At 43.4% G+C, this 21,928-nt stretch carries 18 protein-coding genes; 8 read left to right on the top strand and 10 right to left on the bottom strand.

From position 1 onward, the window contains the following. Positions 1-3: 3 nt before the first annotated feature. Positions 4-1,272, bottom strand: a complete 1,269-nt coding sequence (locus GKO22_RS07675) for a Gfo/Idh/MocA family oxidoreductase (protein WP_166333788.1) — start codon at positions 1,270-1,272, stop codon at positions 4-6. Between the two features lie 349 nt (positions 1,273-1,621). Here GKO22_RS07675 and GKO22_RS07670 point away from each other — a divergent pair, with 349 nt between their 5' ends. The 3 genes from GKO22_RS07670 (at position 1,622) to GKO22_RS07660 (ending at position 3,592) form a co-directional block, all read left to right on the top strand. Further along, on the top strand, positions 1,622-2,167 hold the full coding sequence (locus GKO22_RS07670; protein ID WP_166333786.1) for a hypothetical protein: 546 nt from the start codon (positions 1,622-1,624) through the stop codon (positions 2,165-2,167). Beyond that, positions 2,157-3,008, top strand: coding sequence for an alpha/beta hydrolase (locus GKO22_RS07665; RefSeq protein WP_166333784.1), 852 nt, complete (start codon positions 2,157-2,159; stop codon positions 3,006-3,008). Before GKO22_RS07670 ends, GKO22_RS07665 begins: the two co-directional genes overlap by 11 nt. An 86-nt stretch (positions 3,009-3,094) precedes the next feature. Then, a complete protein-coding gene (locus GKO22_RS07660; protein WP_166333782.1) occupies positions 3,095-3,592 on the top strand; it encodes a GNAT family N-acetyltransferase in 498 nt (165 codons plus the stop codon). A 24-nt stretch (positions 3,593-3,616) separates the two neighbouring features. Here the strand turns inward: GKO22_RS07660 and GKO22_RS07655 are convergent, their stop codons facing one another. Next, positions 3,617-5,122 carry a cryptochrome/photolyase family protein gene (locus GKO22_RS07655; protein WP_166333780.1) on the bottom strand — a complete coding sequence of 502 codons (1,506 nt, stop codon included), beginning with the start codon at positions 5,120-5,122 and terminating at the stop codon, positions 3,617-3,619. 111 nt (positions 5,123-5,233) lie between these two features. Then, entirely contained in the window at positions 5,234-7,711 is a 2,478-nt protein-coding gene (lon, locus tag GKO22_RS07650; protein ID WP_166333884.1) for an endopeptidase La, read from the bottom strand. Between the two features lie 329 nt (positions 7,712-8,040). Between lon and GKO22_RS07645 the strand changes: the two genes are divergently transcribed. Next, positions 8,041-8,679 (top strand): tetratricopeptide repeat protein, encoded by a 639-nt coding sequence (locus GKO22_RS07645; RefSeq protein ID WP_166333778.1) that lies wholly within the window; start codon positions 8,041-8,043, stop codon positions 8,677-8,679. A gap of 130 nt (positions 8,680-8,809) precedes the next feature. Here the strand turns inward: GKO22_RS07645 and GKO22_RS07640 are convergent, their stop codons facing one another. Genes GKO22_RS07640 through GKO22_RS07625 form a run of 4 tightly spaced genes read right to left on the bottom strand, consistent with a single transcriptional unit; the run spans position 8,810 to position 12,744 of the window. Then, positions 8,810-10,234, bottom strand: coding sequence for an amino acid permease (locus GKO22_RS07640; RefSeq protein ID WP_166333776.1), 1,425 nt, complete (start codon positions 10,232-10,234; stop codon positions 8,810-8,812). A gap of 11 nt (positions 10,235-10,245) precedes the next feature. Beyond that, the gene (locus GKO22_RS16865; protein WP_116774358.1) at positions 10,246-10,386 is read right to left on the bottom strand and encodes a FeoB-associated Cys-rich membrane protein; all 141 of its coding nucleotides are present in this window, start codon (positions 10,384-10,386) and stop codon (positions 10,246-10,248) included. Between the two features lie 16 nt (positions 10,387-10,402). Beyond that, a complete protein-coding gene (gene feoB, locus GKO22_RS07630) occupies positions 10,403-12,505 on the bottom strand; it encodes a ferrous iron transport protein B (protein WP_166333774.1) in 2,103 nt (700 codons plus the stop codon). Then, positions 12,505-12,744, bottom strand: a complete 240-nt coding sequence (locus GKO22_RS07625; protein WP_166333772.1) for a FeoA family protein — start codon at positions 12,742-12,744, stop codon at positions 12,505-12,507. Before GKO22_RS07625 ends, feoB begins: the two co-directional genes overlap by 1 nt. A 99-nt stretch (positions 12,745-12,843) precedes the next feature. On the opposite strand from GKO22_RS07625, the gene GKO22_RS07620 reads away from it, so the two are divergent. Beyond that, positions 12,844-13,308 (top strand): MarR family winged helix-turn-helix transcriptional regulator, encoded by a 465-nt coding sequence (locus GKO22_RS07620; protein WP_166333770.1) that lies wholly within the window; start codon positions 12,844-12,846, stop codon positions 13,306-13,308. Here GKO22_RS07620 and GKO22_RS07615 read toward each other — a convergent pair. Together GKO22_RS07615 and GKO22_RS07610 are read right to left on the bottom strand one after the other, a co-directional pair. Then, positions 13,305-14,156 carry a ZIP family metal transporter gene (locus GKO22_RS07615; protein WP_166333768.1) on the bottom strand — a complete coding sequence of 284 codons (852 nt, stop codon included), beginning with the start codon at positions 14,154-14,156 and terminating at the stop codon, positions 13,305-13,307. The two genes, GKO22_RS07620 and GKO22_RS07615, sit on opposite strands and share 4 nt — an antisense overlap. Then, entirely contained in the window at positions 14,153-14,755 is a 603-nt protein-coding gene (locus tag GKO22_RS07610; protein WP_166333766.1) for a phosphatase PAP2 family protein, read from the bottom strand. Before GKO22_RS07610 ends, GKO22_RS07615 begins: the two co-directional genes overlap by 4 nt. A gap of 198 nt (positions 14,756-14,953) precedes the next feature. On the opposite strand from GKO22_RS07610, the gene glmM reads away from it, so the two are divergent. The 3 genes from glmM to GKO22_RS07595 all read left to right on the top strand — a co-directional run bounded on the left by glmM (position 14,954) and on the right by GKO22_RS07595 (position 21,528). After that, entirely contained in the window at positions 14,954-16,336 is a 1,383-nt protein-coding gene (gene glmM / locus GKO22_RS07605) for a phosphoglucosamine mutase (RefSeq protein WP_166333764.1), read from the top strand. A gap of 261 nt (positions 16,337-16,597) precedes the next feature. Further along, positions 16,598-20,077 carry a SusC/RagA family TonB-linked outer membrane protein gene (locus tag GKO22_RS07600; RefSeq protein WP_240920186.1) on the top strand — a complete coding sequence of 1,160 codons (3,480 nt, stop codon included), beginning with the start codon at positions 16,598-16,600 and terminating at the stop codon, positions 20,075-20,077. A 23-nt stretch (positions 20,078-20,100) separates the two neighbouring features. Beyond that, positions 20,101-21,528, top strand: coding sequence for a RagB/SusD family nutrient uptake outer membrane protein (locus tag GKO22_RS07595; RefSeq protein WP_240920185.1), 1,428 nt, complete (start codon positions 20,101-20,103; stop codon positions 21,526-21,528). Between the two features lie 85 nt (positions 21,529-21,613). On the opposite strand, the gene GKO22_RS07590 is transcribed toward GKO22_RS07595, so the two are convergent. Beyond that, positions 21,614-21,919 (bottom strand): hypothetical protein, encoded by a 306-nt coding sequence (locus tag GKO22_RS07590; protein ID WP_166333762.1) that lies wholly within the window; start codon positions 21,917-21,919, stop codon positions 21,614-21,616. Positions 21,920-21,928 lie beyond the last annotated feature (9 nt).

The raw sequence follows: 21,928 nt of genomic DNA, 5'->3' as shown, positions 1-21,928 counted from the left end.
CTTTTAAATAGTCCAAGGTCCACGCATCGGTTGATTAATTAGGCGATTGGCACCCGGATCTCCCACAAATTCTTGCTTGTCGGAATCATAATGTAAGGTGCGATTCAGTCGCAGTGCGGCCAAGCCAAGGTTTACCAATGTGGCCGAGTAGTATCCATTCTCATCGTTGAGCGCAAACTTCTGCCTAGAGCGACAAGACTCTAGGAAATCGTCGACCTGCGGTGCAGGATCTGGATATTGTGACAGCTTCCGCTCCAAGTTGGGGATATCGGAAACAAAACCTTTAAATAGCTTGCCATCTGGCCCCTCTATATAGGGTTTTCCGACTTCTGAGCCTGCTCCATCCAATACGATTTGGCAACCATCAGCATAGGTGTAGGTGATCTTTCGCCAAGTTCCCACGGCATCATAATGCTGCTGCGGTGCGTCCACTTCGATCTTGACCGGACTTTCGTTGTCTTTCCCCAAAAAATATTGTACCGGATCCAAATAATGTTGGCCCATATCACCCAATCCGCCGCCATCGTAATCCCAATAACCACGAAACGTGGTATGCACACGATGTGTGCTGTATGGTTTGTAAGGAGCCGGCCCTAACCACATATCATAATCTAATTCTGCTGGAATCTGCTCTTCGGGTAGATTTTCATTGCCCACCCAGTAAAACTTCCAATCAAATCCTGTATGCTTACTGATCGTCACCTTGAGCGGCCAACCCAACATCCCCGTGTCGACTAGTTTTTTAATCTTTTTGACGGGTACTTGCATACCATAAAAATCGCGGTCGTAGCGAAACCAAGTATTTAAGCGAAACATATTGCCATGTTGAGCGATGGCTTCTTTTACTCTTTTTCCTTCACCAATAGTACGCGTCATCGGCTTTTCACACCAAATATCTTTGCCTGCTCTTGCGGCATCTACCGCCATAATTCCATGCCAATGCGGCGGCGTAGCGATATGTACAATATCTACTTGTGCATCTTGGATCAGATCGCGATAATCACGGTATTCCGTCGCACGATCTTTCAATTGTTTTTGCGCCAGCGCCAAATGCCGTGTATCGACGTCGCAGATAGCGACTGTTTTCGTTCCCGCGTAGTCAAAATGCCCGCGACCCATAGAGCCCACGCCGATAACGCCTTTGGTGAGGTGGTCGCTTGGTGCTAGGAAACCATTTCCGCCCAGTACATGTCTGGGTACGATGGCAAAGGCCGCCGCTCCAACCAGCGCTTTCTTAATAAAATCGCGTCTTATTATTTTACTTGATGTCATGTTTAGCTGTTTTTCAGACATGCGTCCGTTTACTATTGGTAGAGAAGTAGATTATTCTAATTGAAGGTATTAAGATAGGTAAAATATCACAAAGAGTTAGCGGATCCACCGTAACACGGCTGTGACGGGTAGGTGGTCAGAGGCGTAATGCTCCTGCACGACATGATCTTCTAATCGCCTGTAGGTATCAGCGGTGTTAAGGTTCGTTAAAGTTCTTTCAATCAATATAATATGATTTTATCTTGCTATTCAAATCGACAACCTATTGAAATCGCTACTTTATTATTACCCTATTCTCATAATCATATGTGCTGCAAGTTGGCCTAGCGGGTACATCTCAACAATAAATATGCGAGCAAGTTGTAGCACGCTCAATCTTACCTGTTACGGGCAGCAAGACACCTCTGGTCTGCAAGCTTCAAATCTTCGCTTTCCTGTCCGACAGGATACAGACACCATTGTATTGGATGAAATCCAGATCAATCGTCCATTATTTAATGCAGATAGCTTGCAAGTGCATCATTATTTTAAAACATTATCCCAAAAAGCATCGCCAAGCTGGAAAAGTATTTTTATCGAACGCACCACATCTAATAACCCGATATTGCCCAATCGGGCAAGTAGTACATCAAGTTTGATATCGCTTGACCTTCTATCGATCATTGGTAGGTTGACCACAAAGAAAAATTCATCGGAGCAAACGGATGATATGTGGAATAATAAAGAGCGCTACATCGAGCAGCACTTTGATTCTACATTAGTGAAGAGAATGACTGGGCTTTCGGGGGCAGACTTGCAAGAATTTGTCCGCCTACAGCGGCCTTCGGCCAATGATCTTTCTGATACTGTACTCTACGAATTGATGAAATACATTAAATCTAAACATGATGATTAATAACCACTTATTTTTTGGTGTAATACTAATAAGCACCTGTTTATATTCCTGTAACGAAATCAATGAAGCTTCAAAAGAAGCATCTAACAGCGCTTGGAAGACCGAACGTATTTATTCGAATCACGTAAAAGATACATTCAATATTAGTGTCCAGTATCCAAAAGAATTTCATCAAGATACCCTGAAAAATTACCCAGTCGTGGTACTAGTAGATGCAGACCTTTATTTTCCACTATTAGCACCGATTGTGCATCAGTATGAGGAAGTAGGTATTTGGCCAGCTATGATTTTAGCAGGTGTAGGATACGGCTCGTTGCAGCGAATGGATTCACTACGTAATCGTGATTATCTCTATCCCGAGGCATTAGCTTCAGATGAAATTTCTACTCCGGGTGGTGGTGAAAATTTTTATCAATTTCTCACGCAAGAATTATTGCCCAAATTGGAAAAGGATGGTATTACCAATGCGAAAAGGATATTAGCAGGCCATTCTTTTGGGGGATATTTCTCCCTGTACAGCTCGCTGAGGCAAGCTGAGTTACAGCGATATGATTTTGCTGGTTTTATCGCTGCCAGTCCATCTTTGTGGTATCGTGATTTCTATCTGGAAAAGAGATTTGGTGAGCACGATAATTTGGGAGAGCACAAGATTTTTTTAAGCATTGGTGGGGCAGAGGATGCAGAATGGAGCCTGAAACCATTTGATCAGTTGTTACAGATTTTGGAGCCACATGCGGCTGGAAAGAATGTGCATTCCCAAGTTTATGCGGGGTTAGGACACATGGATGTTGCTATGGTTTCTTTTCTGCAAGGAATTGGTCTATTCATAATTTCCGAATAAGTGTGTTATTTCTTTTTTAACCTAAGGTATACAGGTTATTTACGAGTAGCATGTTATATTAGTAGCTTCAAATAGATGGCAATATCATGAATCAATCCATTTTACTCAAAAAATATGACACTAGCGACTTTGCCGCTTATTACGAGATGGTAAGCCAGTATGCGGTGATGCAATACATTACTGAAAGAGCATTGAGCGAAGCAGAAGCTAGGCAAAAATTTGAGAGCATGTTGGAGGTAAATGCCGGACACGAACACTTGGGTTATTTTAAGGTGTGCGATCAAGATGGAACTTTCGTAGGTGACTGCAAGCTCGAACCGTACCCGCAAGATACGCGCTGTCTTGAAGTGGGATATATTTTGAAAGAAGCCTTTTGGGGCAAAGGATTTGCCACGAAGTTATGCGCGCAAATGTTGGCATTAGCCGACGAATTAGCTCCTGACAGAGATATAATCGGGATTATTGATCCCGCCAATGCGGCTTCCAAACGTATTTTGCAGAAGTTTGGTTTTGAAAGCTATTTTGTCGGTGTGGAGGATGATTTGCCGACGGAAAAATTGAGATTGCAGAAGGCAAAAATATAAGCTACTTTTTCGAACTTTCTAAAGCTAGTTATCCGTTGACAATTGTCTTAAAAAGGCAGCAGACAGATCCAAGTGCTTTTTACGTTTCTCACTATCCATCTTATCAAATGTGCCGATCAACATACCCAAGCGAGGATTTTTGCTTAATACATCGCGGTGCTGATGCATAAAACGCCAAAAGAGTGCGTCCCATGTTTCCTGCCACTGACCCTTTTCCCAATTTCCCATCTTCAGCAAATAGTTGCTGCCAGAAATATACGGTTTAGTAGTCATGAGGCCGCCATCGGCATATTGCGTCATCCCGTAAGCATTAGGTACCATCACCCAATCGTAGCTGTCTACAAACATTTCCATAAACCAACGGTACACGTCATCTGGATCAAATTCGCACAATAGCATAAAATTGCCCAATACCATCAATCGTTCGATGTGATGGCAGTATCCGTATTTTAAAACCCGCTTGATAACCGTATCAATCGGATGAATACCGGTTTCTCCGGTCCAGAAGGTTTTCGGTATTTTACGTTTGAAATTCCAGAAATTCCGATTGCGTTGTTTTGATCCTTCCCGTTCATAAACAAGGTGGATAAATTCGCGCCAACCCACAATTTGGCGGATAAAGCCCTCCAGCGAGTTTAGTGGAACTTCGTGTTCGCTGGCATAGGCCAATGCCTCGTCAAGAATTTCCTGCGGATCAAGCAGGCCAATGTTGAGCATCGGGCTAAGGACCGAATGATGCAAAAAACCTTCAGAGATCACCATAGCATCCTCGTAATCTCCAAATTGAGCAAATCGATTTTTGAAAAATGTGTGCAACCATTGTTTTGCTTCCTCGTGCGTGGTTGGGTAAAAGTGGACTTCGTCGTTCAATGCTCCTTCTACGCTTCCATAATTGTTGGGAAATTCCTTTTCTACCCATTGTCGAGCTGCAGTTACGTAGGAGTTCTCTTTTAGTTTACCCAGATCAGGAATAATCTGGTTTTTTGGAAATCGCTTCCTATTATCCTGATCGTACGACCATTTGCCACCCAATGGCGTCTGATCTTGTTCCAGCAAGATTTGTCTGTTTTTGCGCTCTGCTGCATAAAAATCAGCCATGAAATACCTTTTCTTCTGGTCGAAAAATTCATTTTCCGAAGCGTCGTTCAAAAAGTTGGGTGTCGGTAGTTTTTCGTGGACAATACCTTCTTGCTTACACGTACTTTCAATACGAGCAGCCAACCAATTGTCGGTCACATCCGCATAGAAAATGGTTTCTAGACCTTTCTTTTTCAATTGTTTTAAGAGTTGGCGTACGTCTGCATTTTTTTCGTTCGCTTCGATGTAGTGCACAGTATAACCCTGCTTCTGTAGTTTGTCTGCATAATACTGCATACTAGCGCGATGCAGCACAAGCTTTTTCTTATGAAATGCGTATTGATTAAAAAATAGCGCTTCCTCTATAAGATAGACCGGGCGAGATTTTTTTAATGCGGGATGCTTCGCAAAAAGTTGATGTGGAAAGAGGAGGGCGATGTGCGTATTGTCCATGCGGAGTAAACAGAAAACAGGCGATTTAGGTTTGGAGAGATAAATCACGTCGCAAAAAAAAAGACCCAGCGCGTACGCGCTGGGTCTTTCATCTATTTTTGCTGAAAATTATTATTTCTTGCTATGATCGTGTCCTACGTAGGTCAAATCTTTTGCATGCTTCACCTTTTCATCAAGCAGGGCGATCTGAATCACTTCTCGCATTTCCTTCACATAGTGGAATTTCATGTCTTTGATATAATCTTCTTTGATCTCCAAGATGTCTTTCTCGTTGGATTTGCACAAGATGATGGTATCGATATTCGAGCGTTTCGCGGCTAAAATCTTCTCTTTAATACCACCGACAGGTAATACTTTGCCTCGCAATGTGATCTCGCCCGTCATTGCTAGGTTCGCACGAATCTTACGTTGTGTGAATAAGGAAGTCAAGGCAGTCAACATCGTAATACCGGCCGATGGTCCGTCTTTCGGAGTAGCACCAGCTGGCACATGCACATTCACATCCCATTCATCGAAGATGCGGTAATCAATACCAAAATCTTCGGCATGCGAGCGCAAATAAGCCATCGCGATCGCGGCAGATTCTTTCATCACATCGCCCAGATTTCCAGTCAGGCTCAACTTACCTTTTCCGCGGCTCAAGCTAGATTCTATGTACAAAATATCGCCACCTACGGCAGTCCACGCTAAACCAGTCACCACACCAGCCGTATTGTTGTCTTCGTACAGATCTTTATCGAAGATGGGTGCGCCTAATATTTCTTCTACCTGCTTGGCCGAAATATTGGTTTGATATGGTTTTTCCATCACGATCTTTGTCGCAATTCCACGTACTACGCTGCCGATCTTTTTCTCCAGTCCACGTACACCAGATTCGCGCGTGTATTCATCGATTATTTTCTCGATGCTTTTCGCATTCAGGGAGATGTCTTTCGTTTTGAGGCCGTGCATTTCGCGCTGCTTTGGCAACAGGTGTTTCTTACCAATCTCTACTTTTTCTTCGATCGTGTAGCCATTCACCTCGATGATCTCCATACGATCTAATAAGGCCGGTTGGATGCTGCTGAGCGAGTTAGCCGTCGCGATAAACATTACTTTAGAAAGATCATATTCCATCTCTACGTAGTGATCGTAGAAATTGGTGTTTTGCTCTGGATCTAAAACCTCTAGTAGGGCAGACGAAGGATCGCCTTTAAAATCAGATCCAATTTTGTCGATCTCATCCAGTACAAATACCGGATTGGACGATCCTGCTTTTTTCAAGGATTGGATAATACGGCCGGGCATGGCACCAATATATGTTTTACGATGTCCACGGATTTCCGCTTCGTCGCGCACGCCACCTAATGCCATACGGGTATATTTGCGTCCTAGTGCTTTGGCAATGGATTTACCTAAAGAAGTCTTACCGACTCCCGGAGGGCCTACCAAACACAAGATTGGCGCTTTCATATCGTTTTTCAACTTCAACACAGCTAGATATTCGACAATACGTTGCTTGACTTTTTCTAAGCCGTAATGATCTTTATCCAGCGTTTTTTCGGCGCGAGCCAAATCAAAGTTATCTTTGGTATAGCTTTGCCAAGGCAAATCCAACAAAAGTTCTAAATAGTTGAGCTGTACCGAATAATCTGCCGCTGCCGGATTGATTCTTGCTAGCTTTTCCAATTCTTTATCGAAGTGAGTGCCCACATCTTTTGGCCATTTCTTCGATTTAGAACGCGTACGCAAACTGTCAATTTCCAGATCCGGCGTATTGCCGCCCAATTCTTCCTGAATAGTTTTCAGTTGTTGATGCAAAAAGTAATCGCGTTGCTGTTTATCCAGATCCACGCGAACTTTATTCTGAATCTGATTTTTCAGCTCCAGCATCTGGATCTCCGTCGTCAAGTGCTCCAAAAGTAACTTGGCACGCTTTACGAAATCCACTTTCTCCAACAATTCTTGCTTGCTCGTAAGCTCCAAAGAAAGATTAGACGAGATGAAATTCACCAAAAAAGTAGGGCTATCGATATTCTTGATCGCTATTCCTGCTTCGCTAGGCAAATTGGGCGACAGCTGAATAATTTGTTGCGCCAATTCTTTGATTGAAGAGATCAATGCCTTGAATTCCTTGCTACTGGTTTTCGGCTTTTCCTCATCGTAGCGCTCTACTTGCGCTAGCATATAAGGCTCTGTCTGCACGACGGCATTGAGTTTAAAACGCTGTTTACCTTGGATAATCACCGTCGTATTGCCGTCCGGCATCTGTAGCAATTTGATGATGTTTGCTACGGTACCCACGCTATTCAACTCTTCGAAAAGTGGATCTTCGATCGTCATATCCTTCTGAGAAACAACGCCAATCGTACGATCGCCTTTGTAGGCCTCTTTGATCAATTTGATGGATTTGTCGCGACCAACGGTGATCGGTATCACCACTCCTGGAAATAAAACAGTATTTCTTAAAGGAAGAATGGGTAGTATTTCTGGAATGTCAGCGTTACTCATTTCATCCTCATCTTCTTGGCTAAGAAGTGGGAAAAACTCAGTTTCTTCGTTTATGATAGGTAGTACGTTATTGAAATCGAAAGTATTGTCTTTGCTCATATAATAGCTTACGCTTGCTGACATCTTGTCTATGCAAAAATGCCGCTACGAATTTTAAATGATAAAATGCAGATGGTGCAACCCAAGTGCCAAAGTTAATTTTGGTACTATTTATGCTTACACCCTCTGGAATAACTGCAAATACGTCAGTTTTGTTCTGTTGCATGTCAGACGAATTGACGTAAGTTAGCTATTTACTAGATGCCCGTGGGAGCAAATGTGGAAATGTTTATAAATATTGATTGTACAGTTAAACTATTTAATTCATTTTTACTCCATACAGGGGGTTTATTTAAAAATGTTTTGTAACTAAAGTTAAGTGATTGAATATGAGAAAAGTAAAAATTGGAATGGCAGCCTTAGCGCTTGCGTTATCTGTTTACTCGGCGGAAGCACAGCAGGCAGAACATAAAAACCCGAATGTACGTGCGGGCGAAAAAGCCCTAATGGGTGGTGATTTTAAAACGGCAATTACGCATTTACAAAAATCAATGCCAGCGGAAGCTGCTGACGCAGATGTACACTATTTGTTAGGTTACGCGCTTTTCCAAAACGGAGATTTCAAAAAAGCAGCGGATTCTTTCACAAAAGTAGTGGCATTAAATCCTAAAAATACTTCTGCTTACTATTACAAAGCTAAAGCAAACAATGCCGTGGCAGTGAGTACAGAGTCTAAGATTGATGCAAAACAACGCCAAGCGCTGTTAGAATCATCGATTGCGGATTATACGAAAGCGATTTCTATGGATGCGCAAGATGCTAAATTGTACCAAAATAGAGGAACTGCTTACCGTGATTTGGGTATTTTGAAAGGTAATGCAGGTGCCGGTTACAATAAAGCAGCTGCTACTGAATCATACAACAAAGCAGTAACAGATTTCGAGAAAGTTTTGACGTTTGATGCATCCCGCAAGGATATCCAAACGGAATTGAAAAAAGCGAAAGTATATCGCGACAACTTGAAATAGATCAACCCGTCAACAATTAAAATCCAATAAACGTTAAAGTGCCTCGATGTTTCGCATCAGGCACTTTTTCTTTTTAGTGATTTCGCTTTTGCCAAGCCAATGCATTAGGCTGCGGCAATATGGAAAACTACTACTCAGCGCTCGCTTTTCTTTGCACGATAAATCGGTAGCAAATCCACAAAATCAGAATCCATATAGGCATCAACAGCACCGATATTTTGAATACGGTGAAGCACATCATGACCAATACACCGATCAGAAAAACCAACGACAGATAATTCGTAAAAGGATACAGAATCGTCGGAAACTTCGTCACTGCCTGCTGCTTTTTCATTTCTTTGCGGAAGAAAATATGCGTCAGCGTAATCATGATCCAATTAATCACGAGTGCGGAAACTACCAACGACATTAGAATTTCCAAAGCTTGTTCTGGAATCAGTTTATTGATAACTACCGTAACCGCTACGAAAATAGCCGATACAAGAATCGCATTAATAGGAGAGTGGCTTTTATTGAGCTTGGTTAAGAATTGCGGCGCATTACCTTGCTTAGCTAATCCGTACAGCATACGCGAATTACTGTATACACAACTGTTGTACACCGATAAAGCTGCTGTAAGTACAATAAGATTCAACGCATTCGCGATCAAATTAGAGAAAGACACGCTAATGCCGAAGAAGCTGAATTTCATCGCGTCCAATGACGCAAAAACCGTTACAAATGGGCTAGTATCTCGGTCGATCTGCTGCCAAGGTAGCAAAGAGAATAAGATAACCAATGCACCGATGTAGAAGATCAAAATCCGAAATAGAACCTGATTAGTCGCTTTCGGGATGTTTTTCTCTGGATTTTCGGCCTCTGCAGCCGTAATACCAACAAGTTCCAAACCACCAAAGGAGAACATAATCACTACGAGTGCGACCAACAAACCTTCATAAGATCCATCGGGTAATTGTGCGATCAATCCCTTCGGGAAAAAACCACCATCTTGATATAAATTGCTAATCGAAGCCTGATCTCCACCTGTACCACTGATCAGTAAGTACGAACCAAAGAGAATCATACCGATAATGGCGATTACTTTTACAATAGAAAACCAAAACTCCGTTTCACCATAAATCTTGACAGAAGCTAGGTTGATCAAATTGATAATCACAAAAAATACCAAGCTAGAAACCCATAATGGCAGCTCTGGCCACCAATAGTTCATGTATTTGCCGATGGCAGTCAATTCTGCCATGCTCACCAGAATGTAAAGAATCCAATAATTCCAGCCAGAAGCAAATCCTGCAAACGATCCCCAATAGCGATTCGCAAAGTAGCTGAAAGAGCCCGATACGGGTTCATGTACCACCATTTCACCCAACTGCCGCATAATCAAGAAAGCGATAATTCCGGCAATACCATAACCTAAAATCACGGCAGGTCCTGCCAGTATGGCCGCTTGACCAACACCTAAAAATAAGCCTGTTCCGATTGCTCCACCGAGCGCGATTAATTGGATATGGCGGTTGCTTAAGCCGCGCTTAAGCTGGTTTTCGTTTTGTTCTTGCACAGTTGGTTTAGCTATTTCTTCTGAAGTCCGGCATCACATTTACAATTTCCACCACAACCCGCATCAGTAGACTTTTTAGGGAATACATGTTTTACAACCATTGCAATAGCAATAAGAAATAAGATGCCGATGATGATATATTGTACGATCATTTTTGATAGTTGATCCTTATTTTAATAGTTGATAGGCAACTAATGCTGCAATATAAGCAAGTCCTGTCATAAAACCAAGTTGTATCAGCGTCCACTTCCAAGAGCCAGTTTCTTTCTTTACTACCGCAATAGTCGCCATACATTGCATCGCAAAAGCATAGAACAATAACAAGGAAATTCCTGAAGCAAAGTTGTATGCTGGTAGTCCAGTATTGCGATTGACTTCGCTTTTCATCCTTTCAAACAAAGTGGCTCGTTCGCCATCGTCTTCGATGTCTACATCGTCGCCCAAGCTATACACCACGGCCATCGTGCCGACGAATACCTCGCGTGCCGCAAAGGAAGAGATTAAACCGATTCCCATTTTCCAATCGTAACCCAACGGACGCACGATCGGTTCGATTCCCATCCCGATATAACCCAAGAAGGAGTGTTCCAGTTGGTAGGAAGCGATAGCCGTCTCCAATTCATCACCTTCTAGTGATGGTTGTTCTGTGGTTACATAAGTCTCCGCATCGTAAAAACGATCAGTAGGTCCAAAGTTGCCTAGCACCCAAAGGATAATCGAAATTGCCAAAATGATTTTACCGGCACCAATCAAGAAGCCCGATGATTTTTCCCATACATTAGTCACTACATTTTTCCAATCTGGAATTTTGTAGGTCGGAATTTCAAAAACCAAGTAGCTTTTATGCACACTTTTGATGAAAATATTCAATATCCAAGCCGAACCTAGCGCGCTCACCACGCCTAATATATACAAACCGAAAAGTACCAATCCTTGTATGTTGAAGCCCAAGAAAGTGCCTTCTGGAATCACCAAGCCGATAATCACGATGTAAATCGGTAGGCGCGCCGAACATGTCATAAAAGGTGTTACCAACATGGTTAGCAGGCGTTCTTTTGGATTCTCAATATTACGAGCCGACATCACTGCCGGTATCGCGCAGGCTGCGCCAGACATCAATGGAATGACCGATTTCCCGTTTAGACCAAATGGACGAAGCCAGCGATCCATCAGAAATACAATGCGACTCATATAACCCGTTTCTTCCATCATAGAGATGAAGATAAATAAGATCACAATCTGCGGTAAGAAAATCACAATACCACCAATACCAGTCACAATTCCATCGGTGAGCAAAGAGCTAAGCGGCCCTTCGGGCAATTGTGTGCTAAGGTACGCCGCTAAGTCACTAAAAGTACCGTCTATCCAATCCATCAACGGTGCCGACCAAGCAAATATCGCTTGGAAAATCAATAGCAATACGCCTAAGAAAATAGCGTAGCCCACTAATGGATGCATCAATAAACGATCGATTTTGGCGGTGGTTTTTAAGGCACTACTTTCGCCGCGAATCACGATTTGTTCTAGCACGTGATCGAGTTCTTGGCTACGAACCAAAGATTCCTCGCGTTGCAATTGCTGCGGTGTGATCGTATGTTGTTGGCGGATGTGTAGAACGGCAGCTCGTTGATCGTTTGTAAGCACCTTTGAGTTCTCTTGCGCCAAAAAGAGCCACGTACTATATTCTTTGGCCAAAGGAAAAAGTCGCTTCGCTTCTGTTAATGCTGGCGCATATGCCGCCGGCACTTGAAAAGAACTGATGTACAGCGAAGGTTCATTGTCCAATCCTGCGATCAATTCTTGAATACCTTTTCCGGTGCGTGCGTTGGTCTGATAAATATCGGTGCGTAGGAGCTGTCGCAATGCATCAAAATCAATGCTAATACCCTTTTGAGCCAATTCATCCACCATATTGACGACAAAGATGGCAGGCAATCCCATTTCTCTCACTTGCTGATAGAGTACGATTGCACGTTTCAACGTAGCCGGTTCGGCCACGACCACTACTAAGTCCGGATAATAAGACCCTTTGGTATCAGAAAGCGTATCGTACACCACTTCTTCATCCAACGAGTTGGGATAAATGGTATACGTGCCGGGAAGGTCTATGATGTGATATTTCTTGTCTTGATATACCAGTGTGCCTTCTCGTTTCTCCACAGTGACTCCTGGATAATTACCGACCTTTTGATTTAATTTGGTCAATCGATTGAATAGAGAAGTTTTCCCTACGTTTGGATTCCCAAGTAAAGCGATGACTTTTTTCTTCATTATATTCTTTCTGCCGTGATGCGTAGCGCTTCGGATTTGCGTAGCGCAATGAGTGTGTTGTTTGCGATGATATTGATACAGATTGGACCCTGAAATGGCGCTTTTTGTTTTATTTCTACCAGCGCACCTGGTACGAAGCCCAGCTCATAAAATTTAGCGGGTAAAGAATCGGTATCCAACTGACTGATTTTTGCTTTTTCTCCGGAATTTAAATTTCCCAGATTCACATTCTTTTGCATTTTTTGCTATTTTAGTACTTCGTGAATGACAGACTACCTGTGCAAATATAGATAATTGCCCACTATTTGCTATTTAGATCACGTATAAATAATTTAAGTATGGCACGATTGGAAGATAAAATTCAAGCGAAAAAGTTTAGTAGCGAATGGCATAAGGCCACCATCAACATCGTGTACACACACAACTGGTTGACCAATCTGCTGGAGGAGCGTGCGAGTAAGCATGATCTTACCTTGCAGCAGTTTAATGTGTTGCGTATTTTGCGTGGGCAATATCCGTCGCCGGTTAAGAACTCTCTGTTACGTGAGCGCATGCTCACCAAAACCTCGGATATTTCCCGATTAATTGATCGCATTATTGCCAAAGACTTGGTATCTCGCACTTCGTGCGATCAAGATAAAAGAGCCGTCGATCTGCTGATTACGCAAAAAGGCTTAGATCTGCTGGAAGAAATGGAAAATCAGATGATGCTTGCCGACGTACTTCCCCATAATATTACGGAAAAGCAATGCATGGAACTCAATAAGTTGCTAGACAAATTTCGCGGTAAGGATACGCTTTAGTGCGGGTGACTATGCTCTTCCTCGTGCTTATGATTGTGACCTTCGCTATGCTCGTGTGAGTGCCCATCATGATTATGGTGTTCGTGCGAATGTCCATCGTGGCCGTGGCTTGAATGGTCATGACCGTCAAATAAGAAATTGGCTAATGATACTAGTATCCCCAATACGATGGCGATCATTTTTTTGCGATTGAATTTGTGATGATCTGCTGAACCCGATTCGAACAATATCGTAGTCGAAATGTGCAAAAAGATACCAATTACGATCGCCATTAATTTGTCGAAATGTTTCGAAATTTCACCGACACCACCCGAACTAATAGTCTCACTAGTCATAAACCCAAGCGGCGTCATGGCAGCGAAAATACCAATGTATAGCATGATTTTTGTCTTCGACAAGTTGGTGTTGAGCAACAAACTACCCAAGGCAAATGCGGCTGGTACGTGATGTATCGCAATACCAAATACCAATTGTGTCTGATGGCCTGCCACTAAAGGCATTCCTTCCAAAAAAGCATGTAAACACAAGCTAATTAATATCCCCAACGGGAACACCTTATAATCATGTTGATGAATATGGCCGTGCTCAATGCCCTGTGAAAATTGCTCTAAGAGCAATTGAAAAATAAAACCACCTAAAATATAAAGCCCGATAATCTCTGGATCCGTCTGCCCGCCTAAGTAAGCATGCGGTATTAAATGCAGTACCGTAATGGCAAACAAATAGGCTCCACTAAAAGATAGTATCAGTTTCAGAAATTGTGCATTGTCCCGTTTGACAAAGAACACGCTGATACCAGCCGCAAAAGCGGAAATAAAAAGAATAGAGATAATCGATGCCGGACTCATATGGTTGTTGTTACTGTATTTTGATGTTTAGGCGTAAGAAGGTTCGGGAAAAACCGATGAAAGAGATAGCCATTGAGCACGCCAATGCCTGTACCTAACAAGGCACCAAACAGAATATCCAACGGGTAATGTACGCCTACATATACCTGAGAAATAGAAATCATAAATGCCCACAAGAAGCCCAACCAAAAAACATGCTTCCAGCGGCGGCGAAACAGCACGATCCAGAAAAATGCCATCGCAAAGTGATTGGTGGCATGCGAGGATGTAAAGCTGTAACCGCCACTACATCGTACGCGCAGATTAATATTCTGTTTGAATGTTTCATCATTACAAGGGCGCACCCGTTTGACGGTTTTCTTGATCAAGTGCGACGATATACCATCAGATACCCCAAAGTTTACCAAAGTTACCGCGACGATCAGGATACCGACCTTACCGTAGTGTTTGATAAAAAATATAACCAGAAAAAGGTATAGGGGAGCCCAAGTAAATGGATTTCGAAGAATTGGTAATAACCAATCGAAAATCGCATTGCTGGCACCCTGATTGAACATCAGAAAAATTTCCTGATCTATTTGTATAATTCTTTCAAGCATAATGATAAAAATTTCACAGATGGTTGCTGGATCTTTAAGGACTCCAAATCTATAAAATATTTCAATGCAATTACCTTCTTGCTGTTAAATGAAACAATGTTGCGACAAAGATACTCCGACAATCTGAATTTCAAAATTTAAATTTCAATTTGCCGGATTATTTCGTGTATTTTAGCCCCAAAACTTATTTTAAAGTGTATGACATTAATAAAGTCTATATCGGGAATTAGGGGTACTATTGGCGGCAGAGCTGGCGACAACCTGACTCCCATAGATATTGTGAAGTTTACAGCGGCCTTTGGCAAAATCATTACTCAGAATAATACATCTCGTACGATTGTAGTCGGCAGAGATGCGCGCGTATCAGGCGATATGGTGGCTAGATTAGTGATTGGTACGTTGCAAAGCATTGGTGTAGATGTGGTAGATCTTGGTTTGTCCACGACACCAACGGTTGAATTAGCTGTGCCTATGGAATCCGCCGCAGGCGGAATAATCCTGACCGCTTCACATAACCCCGGACAATGGAATGCGTTGAAATTGCTGAATGCACAAGGCGAATTTATTAGCGACGTAGAAGGACAAGAAGTATTGGCTTTGGGCGAAAGCTTGGAGTTCGATTTTGCGGAGTATAATCAATTGGGCAAAGTGCGCACAGATGATAGCTATCTGAAAAAACATATTGATGCGGTATTAGCATTGCCATTGGTAGATGCAGCAGCGATTCGCCAAGCCAATTTTAAAGTAGCCGTTGACGCGGTGAATAGCTCTGGTGGTATCTATATCCCAGCTTTATTAGAAGCGTTGGGAGTAAATACGATATATCCTATTCACTGTACGCCAAATGGTGAATTTCCACATAATCCCGAGCCCTTAAAAGAGCATTTGGTAGATCTTTCTCAAGCCGTGATCGACAACAAGGCAGATTTAGGAATCGCCGTAGATCCAGATGTGGATCGCTTGGTATTTATGATGGAAGATGGCCAATTGTTTGGAGAAGAATACACCTTGGTAGCAGTGGCAGATTATATCCTTTCGCAGCAGTCAGGCAATACGGTTTCCAATCTGTCATCCACGCGTGCCTTACGCGATGTGACGCTGCGTCATGGTGGGCAATATTATGCGGCTGCCGTAGGCGAAGTCAACGTAGTGACTAAGATGAAAGAAGTAAATGCCGTAATTGGCGGCGAAGGTAACGGCGGTATTATTTACCCAGATTCGCACTATGGTCGCGATGCTTTGGTCGGTGTGGCGCTATTCCTGACGCACTTAGCCAAATTACAACAAAAGCCTTCTGCTTACCGGGCTTCGTTGCCACAATACTTCATGTCTAAAAATAAAATTACGCTAACGCCAGGATTGGATATTGATGGCCTGCTTGCCAAGATGCAGGAAAGGTATGCACATGAAACACATACGACTATTGATGGTTTGAAAATAGATTTCGAACAAGAATGGGTACATTTGCGTAAATCCAATACCGAACCTATTATTCGGATCTATAGCGAAGGCGCTACGCCAGAAGCGGCGGAAGATATCGCACAAAAAATCATCCAAGAGATACAAGCTATTATTGCGTAGTACTTTTGGCGCACACTAGCATAAAATAATGCTACACTTTATATAACACCTGAACGGAGCATCTTTGGCTCGGTTCAGGTGTTTTTTTTTATGTTAATATTTCAAACAAAATACTCGTCCGTTGGTTAGATGGTAGAAAAACACACTAACGTAACAATTTAGATATATTTCAGAGGTCATCCGAACATTCGCATGATTGTTTGAGGATAAGGAAGTAGCGATACCATTTACCCACCTCCATTAAGACATCCAATGTAATTTATGAACAGAACTATGGCGAAGCACAGCTATTACACCATTCTATTGACCTGCCTTTTCGTGTGGGCGGTCAATGCGCTACAAGCGAACACCTTCTCGCCACCTAGAGTTTCTAGTTTGGCAGACTCCATTCAAGTACAAGGTAAAATAACCGACTCCGTCGGTATGGCTATTGCAGGCGCTGTGATTACCGAAAAGGGAACGTCCAATACCGTTACATCCAACGAGGCTGGAGAATATAAGATTGACGCTAATCCTAATGGCGCATTGATGATATTAAAATCACCCTATGCCGTCAAAGAGGTATTTGTTAACAACCAACGGCAACTCGATATTGCCCTCACCGTGACGGCCGCCGAAGCGGAATCAGCAGCCCAAGTGCAAGCAGATAGTGCTGCGGCTGCGCAACAAGATACGACGACAGCCATCGCCAATCAATCTAGCCAAACAGATAGCACTGCCGTAGTAACAACAACTGCTGCAACAGATACGGTGGTCGCTGGAATCACGCGAACTGGTGTCGTTTCCGGTCCATCTGGACCCTTGGGCGGAGTCAGTGTGCAAATACAAGGCACTTCGACCACGGTCTCGACCGACAATGAAGGTCGTTTTCAAATAGCGGCTAGTAGCGAGCAGGTGTTGGAATTTACCTCTTTAGGTTTTCAACCGGTACGGCAGCCAGTCGGTGATCGAGCCAATATCCAAGTGGTGATGACGCCAGAAACCAATACGATAGAATCGGTGAAAGTCGTCGCGGTAGGATACGGTACGATGCGTCGAGAAACCTTGCCAACAGCCGTTTCCAGCATTGGCTCTGATGAAATAGAAAACGAAGTTTTGCCTAGTATTTCTCAAGCAATTCAAGGAAAAGCCGGCGGCGTACAGGTCACCCAGAAATCGGGTTCACCCGGTGGTGGACTGAACATCCGCGTACGCGGTACGACTTCCATCAACGCTAGTTCGGATCCACTATACGTAGTAGATGGAATTCCAGTGAATAGTACTACGAATTTCACGGGCGGATCTAACTTTGATTTTGGCGGCGGTACACAAGGGATCAACATTTTGTCGTCCATCAATCCTTCTGATGTACAATCGGTCGAGATTTTGAAGGATGCCGCTTCCTCTTCCATCTACGGATCACGTGCTGCCAACGGTGTGGTATTGATTACCACAAAAAAAGGAACTGCGGGCGGCAGCGAGTTTAGTTTTAATATGTACGAAGGTTTTTCTCAGGTTCCGCGCGAGCGTTATTATGATATGATGAATACCGCGCAGTATCAGGATTATATGCGTGATTTTTACGGACAAATGCAGCGTCAAGCACAAGTGCTCAATCCGGATACAATGATTACTATTCCCGGTCAGATCCTGAGCAATCCCAATATCAATACCAATTGGCAAGATGAGATCTTTCGTACGGCGCCCACACGCAATTACGAAATCTCTTCTCGAGGCGGTGGCGAACGCACACAGTATTATACTTCAGTCGGGTATATGCGTCAAGGTGGTACGTTGTTGTACTCGGACTTCAATCGCCTAAGCGGTCGGTTGAATCTGGATCATCAACACAGTGATAAGCTGCGTTTCTCTACTGCCGTAAATATTACCCGTGCGATAAACAAACGCGTGCAAGAAGAAAACTCCCGCGAAGGAGCCACTAAGAGTGGTTTTGTTGCGCCGCCAAACTTGCCGGTGTTCGATGAGACTGGTCGGTATGTATACGATCAGGTGACACCTTCACGCGAAAATCCAGTGGCTATGTTGCAGCTACCTACCAATGAAGCGCAGACTTTTCGGATTTTGGCCAACGGACAGGTAGATTACAATTTTATTCCGTCATTAACCTTGATGACACGCTTCGGAGTAGATGTGAGCTTTATCGACGAAACGTTTTTCATGCCACCTACCGGTTTACGTGCTTTCACGGCGCAGCGCGGTTTGGGTGCGCGCCGCAATACGCGCGATCAACTATGGATCAATGAAACTACGTTGACCTTTGATAAACAATACGATGATCATCATATCAATGCCTTAGCAGGTTTCTCCTTGCAAGAATCTCGTCTGGAGTTTGTACACGCTCAGCGCTCTAATTTCGTAGACAATGATGTCAATCAAATTGTTGGCGGCGGGATTATTACGGGGGCTAATGCTTTTCCAGAAGAGTGGGCGATCGCATCGGGTTTTGGTCGTGTGAACTATGTTTTTCAAGATAAATATATCTTGAATGCTAATGTACGTTGGGATGGATCTTCGCGCTTCGGCGCAGATAATCGTTGGGCGGTGTTTCCAGCATTCGCTGCCGCATGGCGTCTTTCACAAGAAGATTTCCTGAAAGATTCGAAAACGTTCAGCGATCTGAAACTACGTGCCAGCTGGGGTAAAACGGGTAACCAGAACATCGGGAACTATGCTAGTTACACCTTGTATTCTGCCGGTAACAATTACATCGGTTCACCAGGTTTTATTCCCAATATTCTGGGAGACAATCAGCTGAAATGGGAAACGACCACACAAACCGATATCGGTGTTGATTTTGGCTTGTTCAACAATCGTATTTCCGTCTTAGCGGATTACTATTACAAGCGCACTTCCGATTTGTTGATCAGCGTGCCCGTACGCCATAGCTTAGGTTTCATCAATCGTTTTACCAACTTTGGGGAGATTGAAAACAAAGGTTTTGAGTTTGAACTAACCTCCCGCAACTTAGTCGGCGAATTTCGCTGGACCACTTCCTTGAATATGACCTTCAATCGCAATAAAGTGATTTCGTTGCCGGATGGCGTTGATGAGATGTTGGGTGGTGTAGGTGATCTTAATATTGCAAGACCGGGATTGCCGCTAGGTTCATTCTCCGGCTGGAAAATGATCGGTGTAAACCCACAAACAGGAATGATCGACTATCAAGGTGTAGATGGCAATGTGGTACTGCCTACCGAATACCGCGATCGTACCGTTATTGGAGATCCGAATCCAGACTTTTTTGGTGGCATTACCAACAATTTTTACTACAAGAATTTCGATCTGAGCATTATGGGACAGTTTTCGTACGGCAATGATATCTTCAATTATAACTTATTTACCGCATTATCAGGCTTTAATAATAGCAGTAATGGTCTGGTAGATTGGGTAGACAGATGGCGCCAACCGGGCGACATTACCGATGTGCCACGTGTGTCTCCTGGAGATCTCAATAATGCGACGATTTCCGATCGCTTTGTAGAAGATGGATCTTTCTTCCGCTTGCGCAATATTACCTTAGGCTACACTTTCTCAGATGCGGTGAACGCAAAGCTACGTACCAAAGGATTTCGGTGGTATTTTACGGTACAGAACGCCTTTGTATTCACCAAATACCGCGGCTATGATCCCGAAGTAGCTTCAAGCCATGGCGGTGCCAATACCGGTTTGATTTATGGCTATGATTATGGCAGTTATCCACAGCCGCGTATTTTCACGACAGGCGTTAATATCACTTTTTAAATCACTCATCAGCTTTGAACACTATGAAAATTAGAAATATCATCCCTTTATTCATTGCCGTTGTCGTGACGACCTTTGCAACAGCGTGTAATGATTTCCTAGATCGAATGCCGGTCGCACAACGTTCTCCCGAAAGTATTTTTACCTCAGAGGAGAGTGCCAATGCTGCCGTTAGCGGTATGTATCGTTCGATGATGAATAGCTTTTCGTACGGACAGGCTATCTTAATGATTCCTGAGTTTTCGGCTAATCATTTAGGACATGTAAGTAGTTTTCCAGAATTTGAAAATTTTGCAACACACGGTATTATAGATCCTGATGGCGGAGCGCAGCAACCCTTGCCGCCGTCCAATATTTGGCTGGCCAACATGTGGCAAGTGACCTATCAAACTATTAATGCGGCAAATGGTATCATCGCCATGGTGCCGCAAATGGATGCTTCTGTGATTAATGACGCACGAAAAAATCAATTTGAAGGCGAAGCCAGATTTATTCGTGCGATGCATTATTTCTTCCTTGCTCGAGCCTTTGGTAATGTTCCTTTAGAGCTTACGCCATCTGGTGAGCAAAATGATGAATTTGCGCCGCAGGCGAACACTGAAGAACTTTATGCGCAGATCATCGAAGATCTGACCCGAGCGGTGGAGATATTGCCGCTTTCAGCAGGTTCCGGTCTAGCAGAAAAAGGCAGAGCAAACCGATGGGCGGCCAAAGCCTTATTGGCCAAAGTACATCTGTATCATGCTACCCAATTTACTAATGATTTCACGGAAGCAGTACGGCTTTCTGAGGATGTGATCCAGAATGGGTCATACAGTTTGGTGAGTAATTATATCAATATTTGGCAGGCCGAAAATACGACTGAATCTATTTTTGAATTGCAGTTTGATGAACAAGCGACCAACCCGTGGGCGAATGAGATTGGTGACAACGATGGTAACCGGACTTTTGCGCGAGGCAATTTTGTAGCGAATTTATACGATTCCTTAGATACTAGAAAAGCAGCAACCGTGCGTTTGGGTACGCGTGCAGGTCTTACGGATCGTTGGTATATTGCCAAATATCCTAATCTCGTACCAGCAACTCAAAACTTTCCGCTTATTCGTTTGGCAGAGGTGTATCTTATCCATGCCGAGGCTAAAGCGCGTGTAGATAATGCGGTGAGTGATGCGTCGTATCAATCTTTAGCAGCTGTGCAAACGAGAGCCGGAGTGGTGGCGCCTATAAGCACATATACCAGTTTGGCGGCTTATATCGTAGCAATACAAGATGAAAAAGAGAAGGAATTGATGTTTGAGGGAGAAACTTGGTTCGACTTCTGCCGTACTGGCTTGGCGCTCACCAGATATAGTACGCTGACCGATGAGCAGTATTTCATCTATCCCATACCAGCAGCTCAGTTTCAAGTGGATCCTACCTTGGTACAAAACCCTGGTTACAGTCAAAACTAGGATCTAAAAGATATAAACTAGTTAAAAGCCAGTGATGTTCATATCGCTGGCTTATTTTTTATAATAAGGGACAATTGCTTAGCAACTAATACGACTCATCTCTCGTATTCGAATCATTAAATGCTGCCGTGAAATCCTCCTTTTGCTGCTCCTTTAGGTCTTCGCTGAAAGACAAAGACATTTCGTAATCACTCAAATTATCCGATGCTGGCAGTGATTTACCTATCTGTTGCAAATGTTTTTGTACCACTTGACTAATGGCTTTTTCTGATGTGTGTTGCCCTTCGAGTGTGGAGGTGCCGGATTCGCTTCCGCCTTCAATATGCCAAGCGAGCTCTTTAAAGTCGGACTGGTAGAATGAAGCGACGTCGATTTTGATCTGTTTTTTCATGGTATCTGC

The organism is Sphingobacterium chungjuense, assembly GCF_011316935.1.
GTDB classification, from domain to species: domain Bacteria; phylum Bacteroidota; class Bacteroidia; order Sphingobacteriales; family Sphingobacteriaceae; genus Sphingobacterium; species Sphingobacterium chungjuense.
The sequence above is the reverse complement of the archived record's forward strand: the minus strand, read 5'-3'. Positions and strand labels throughout refer to the sequence as shown.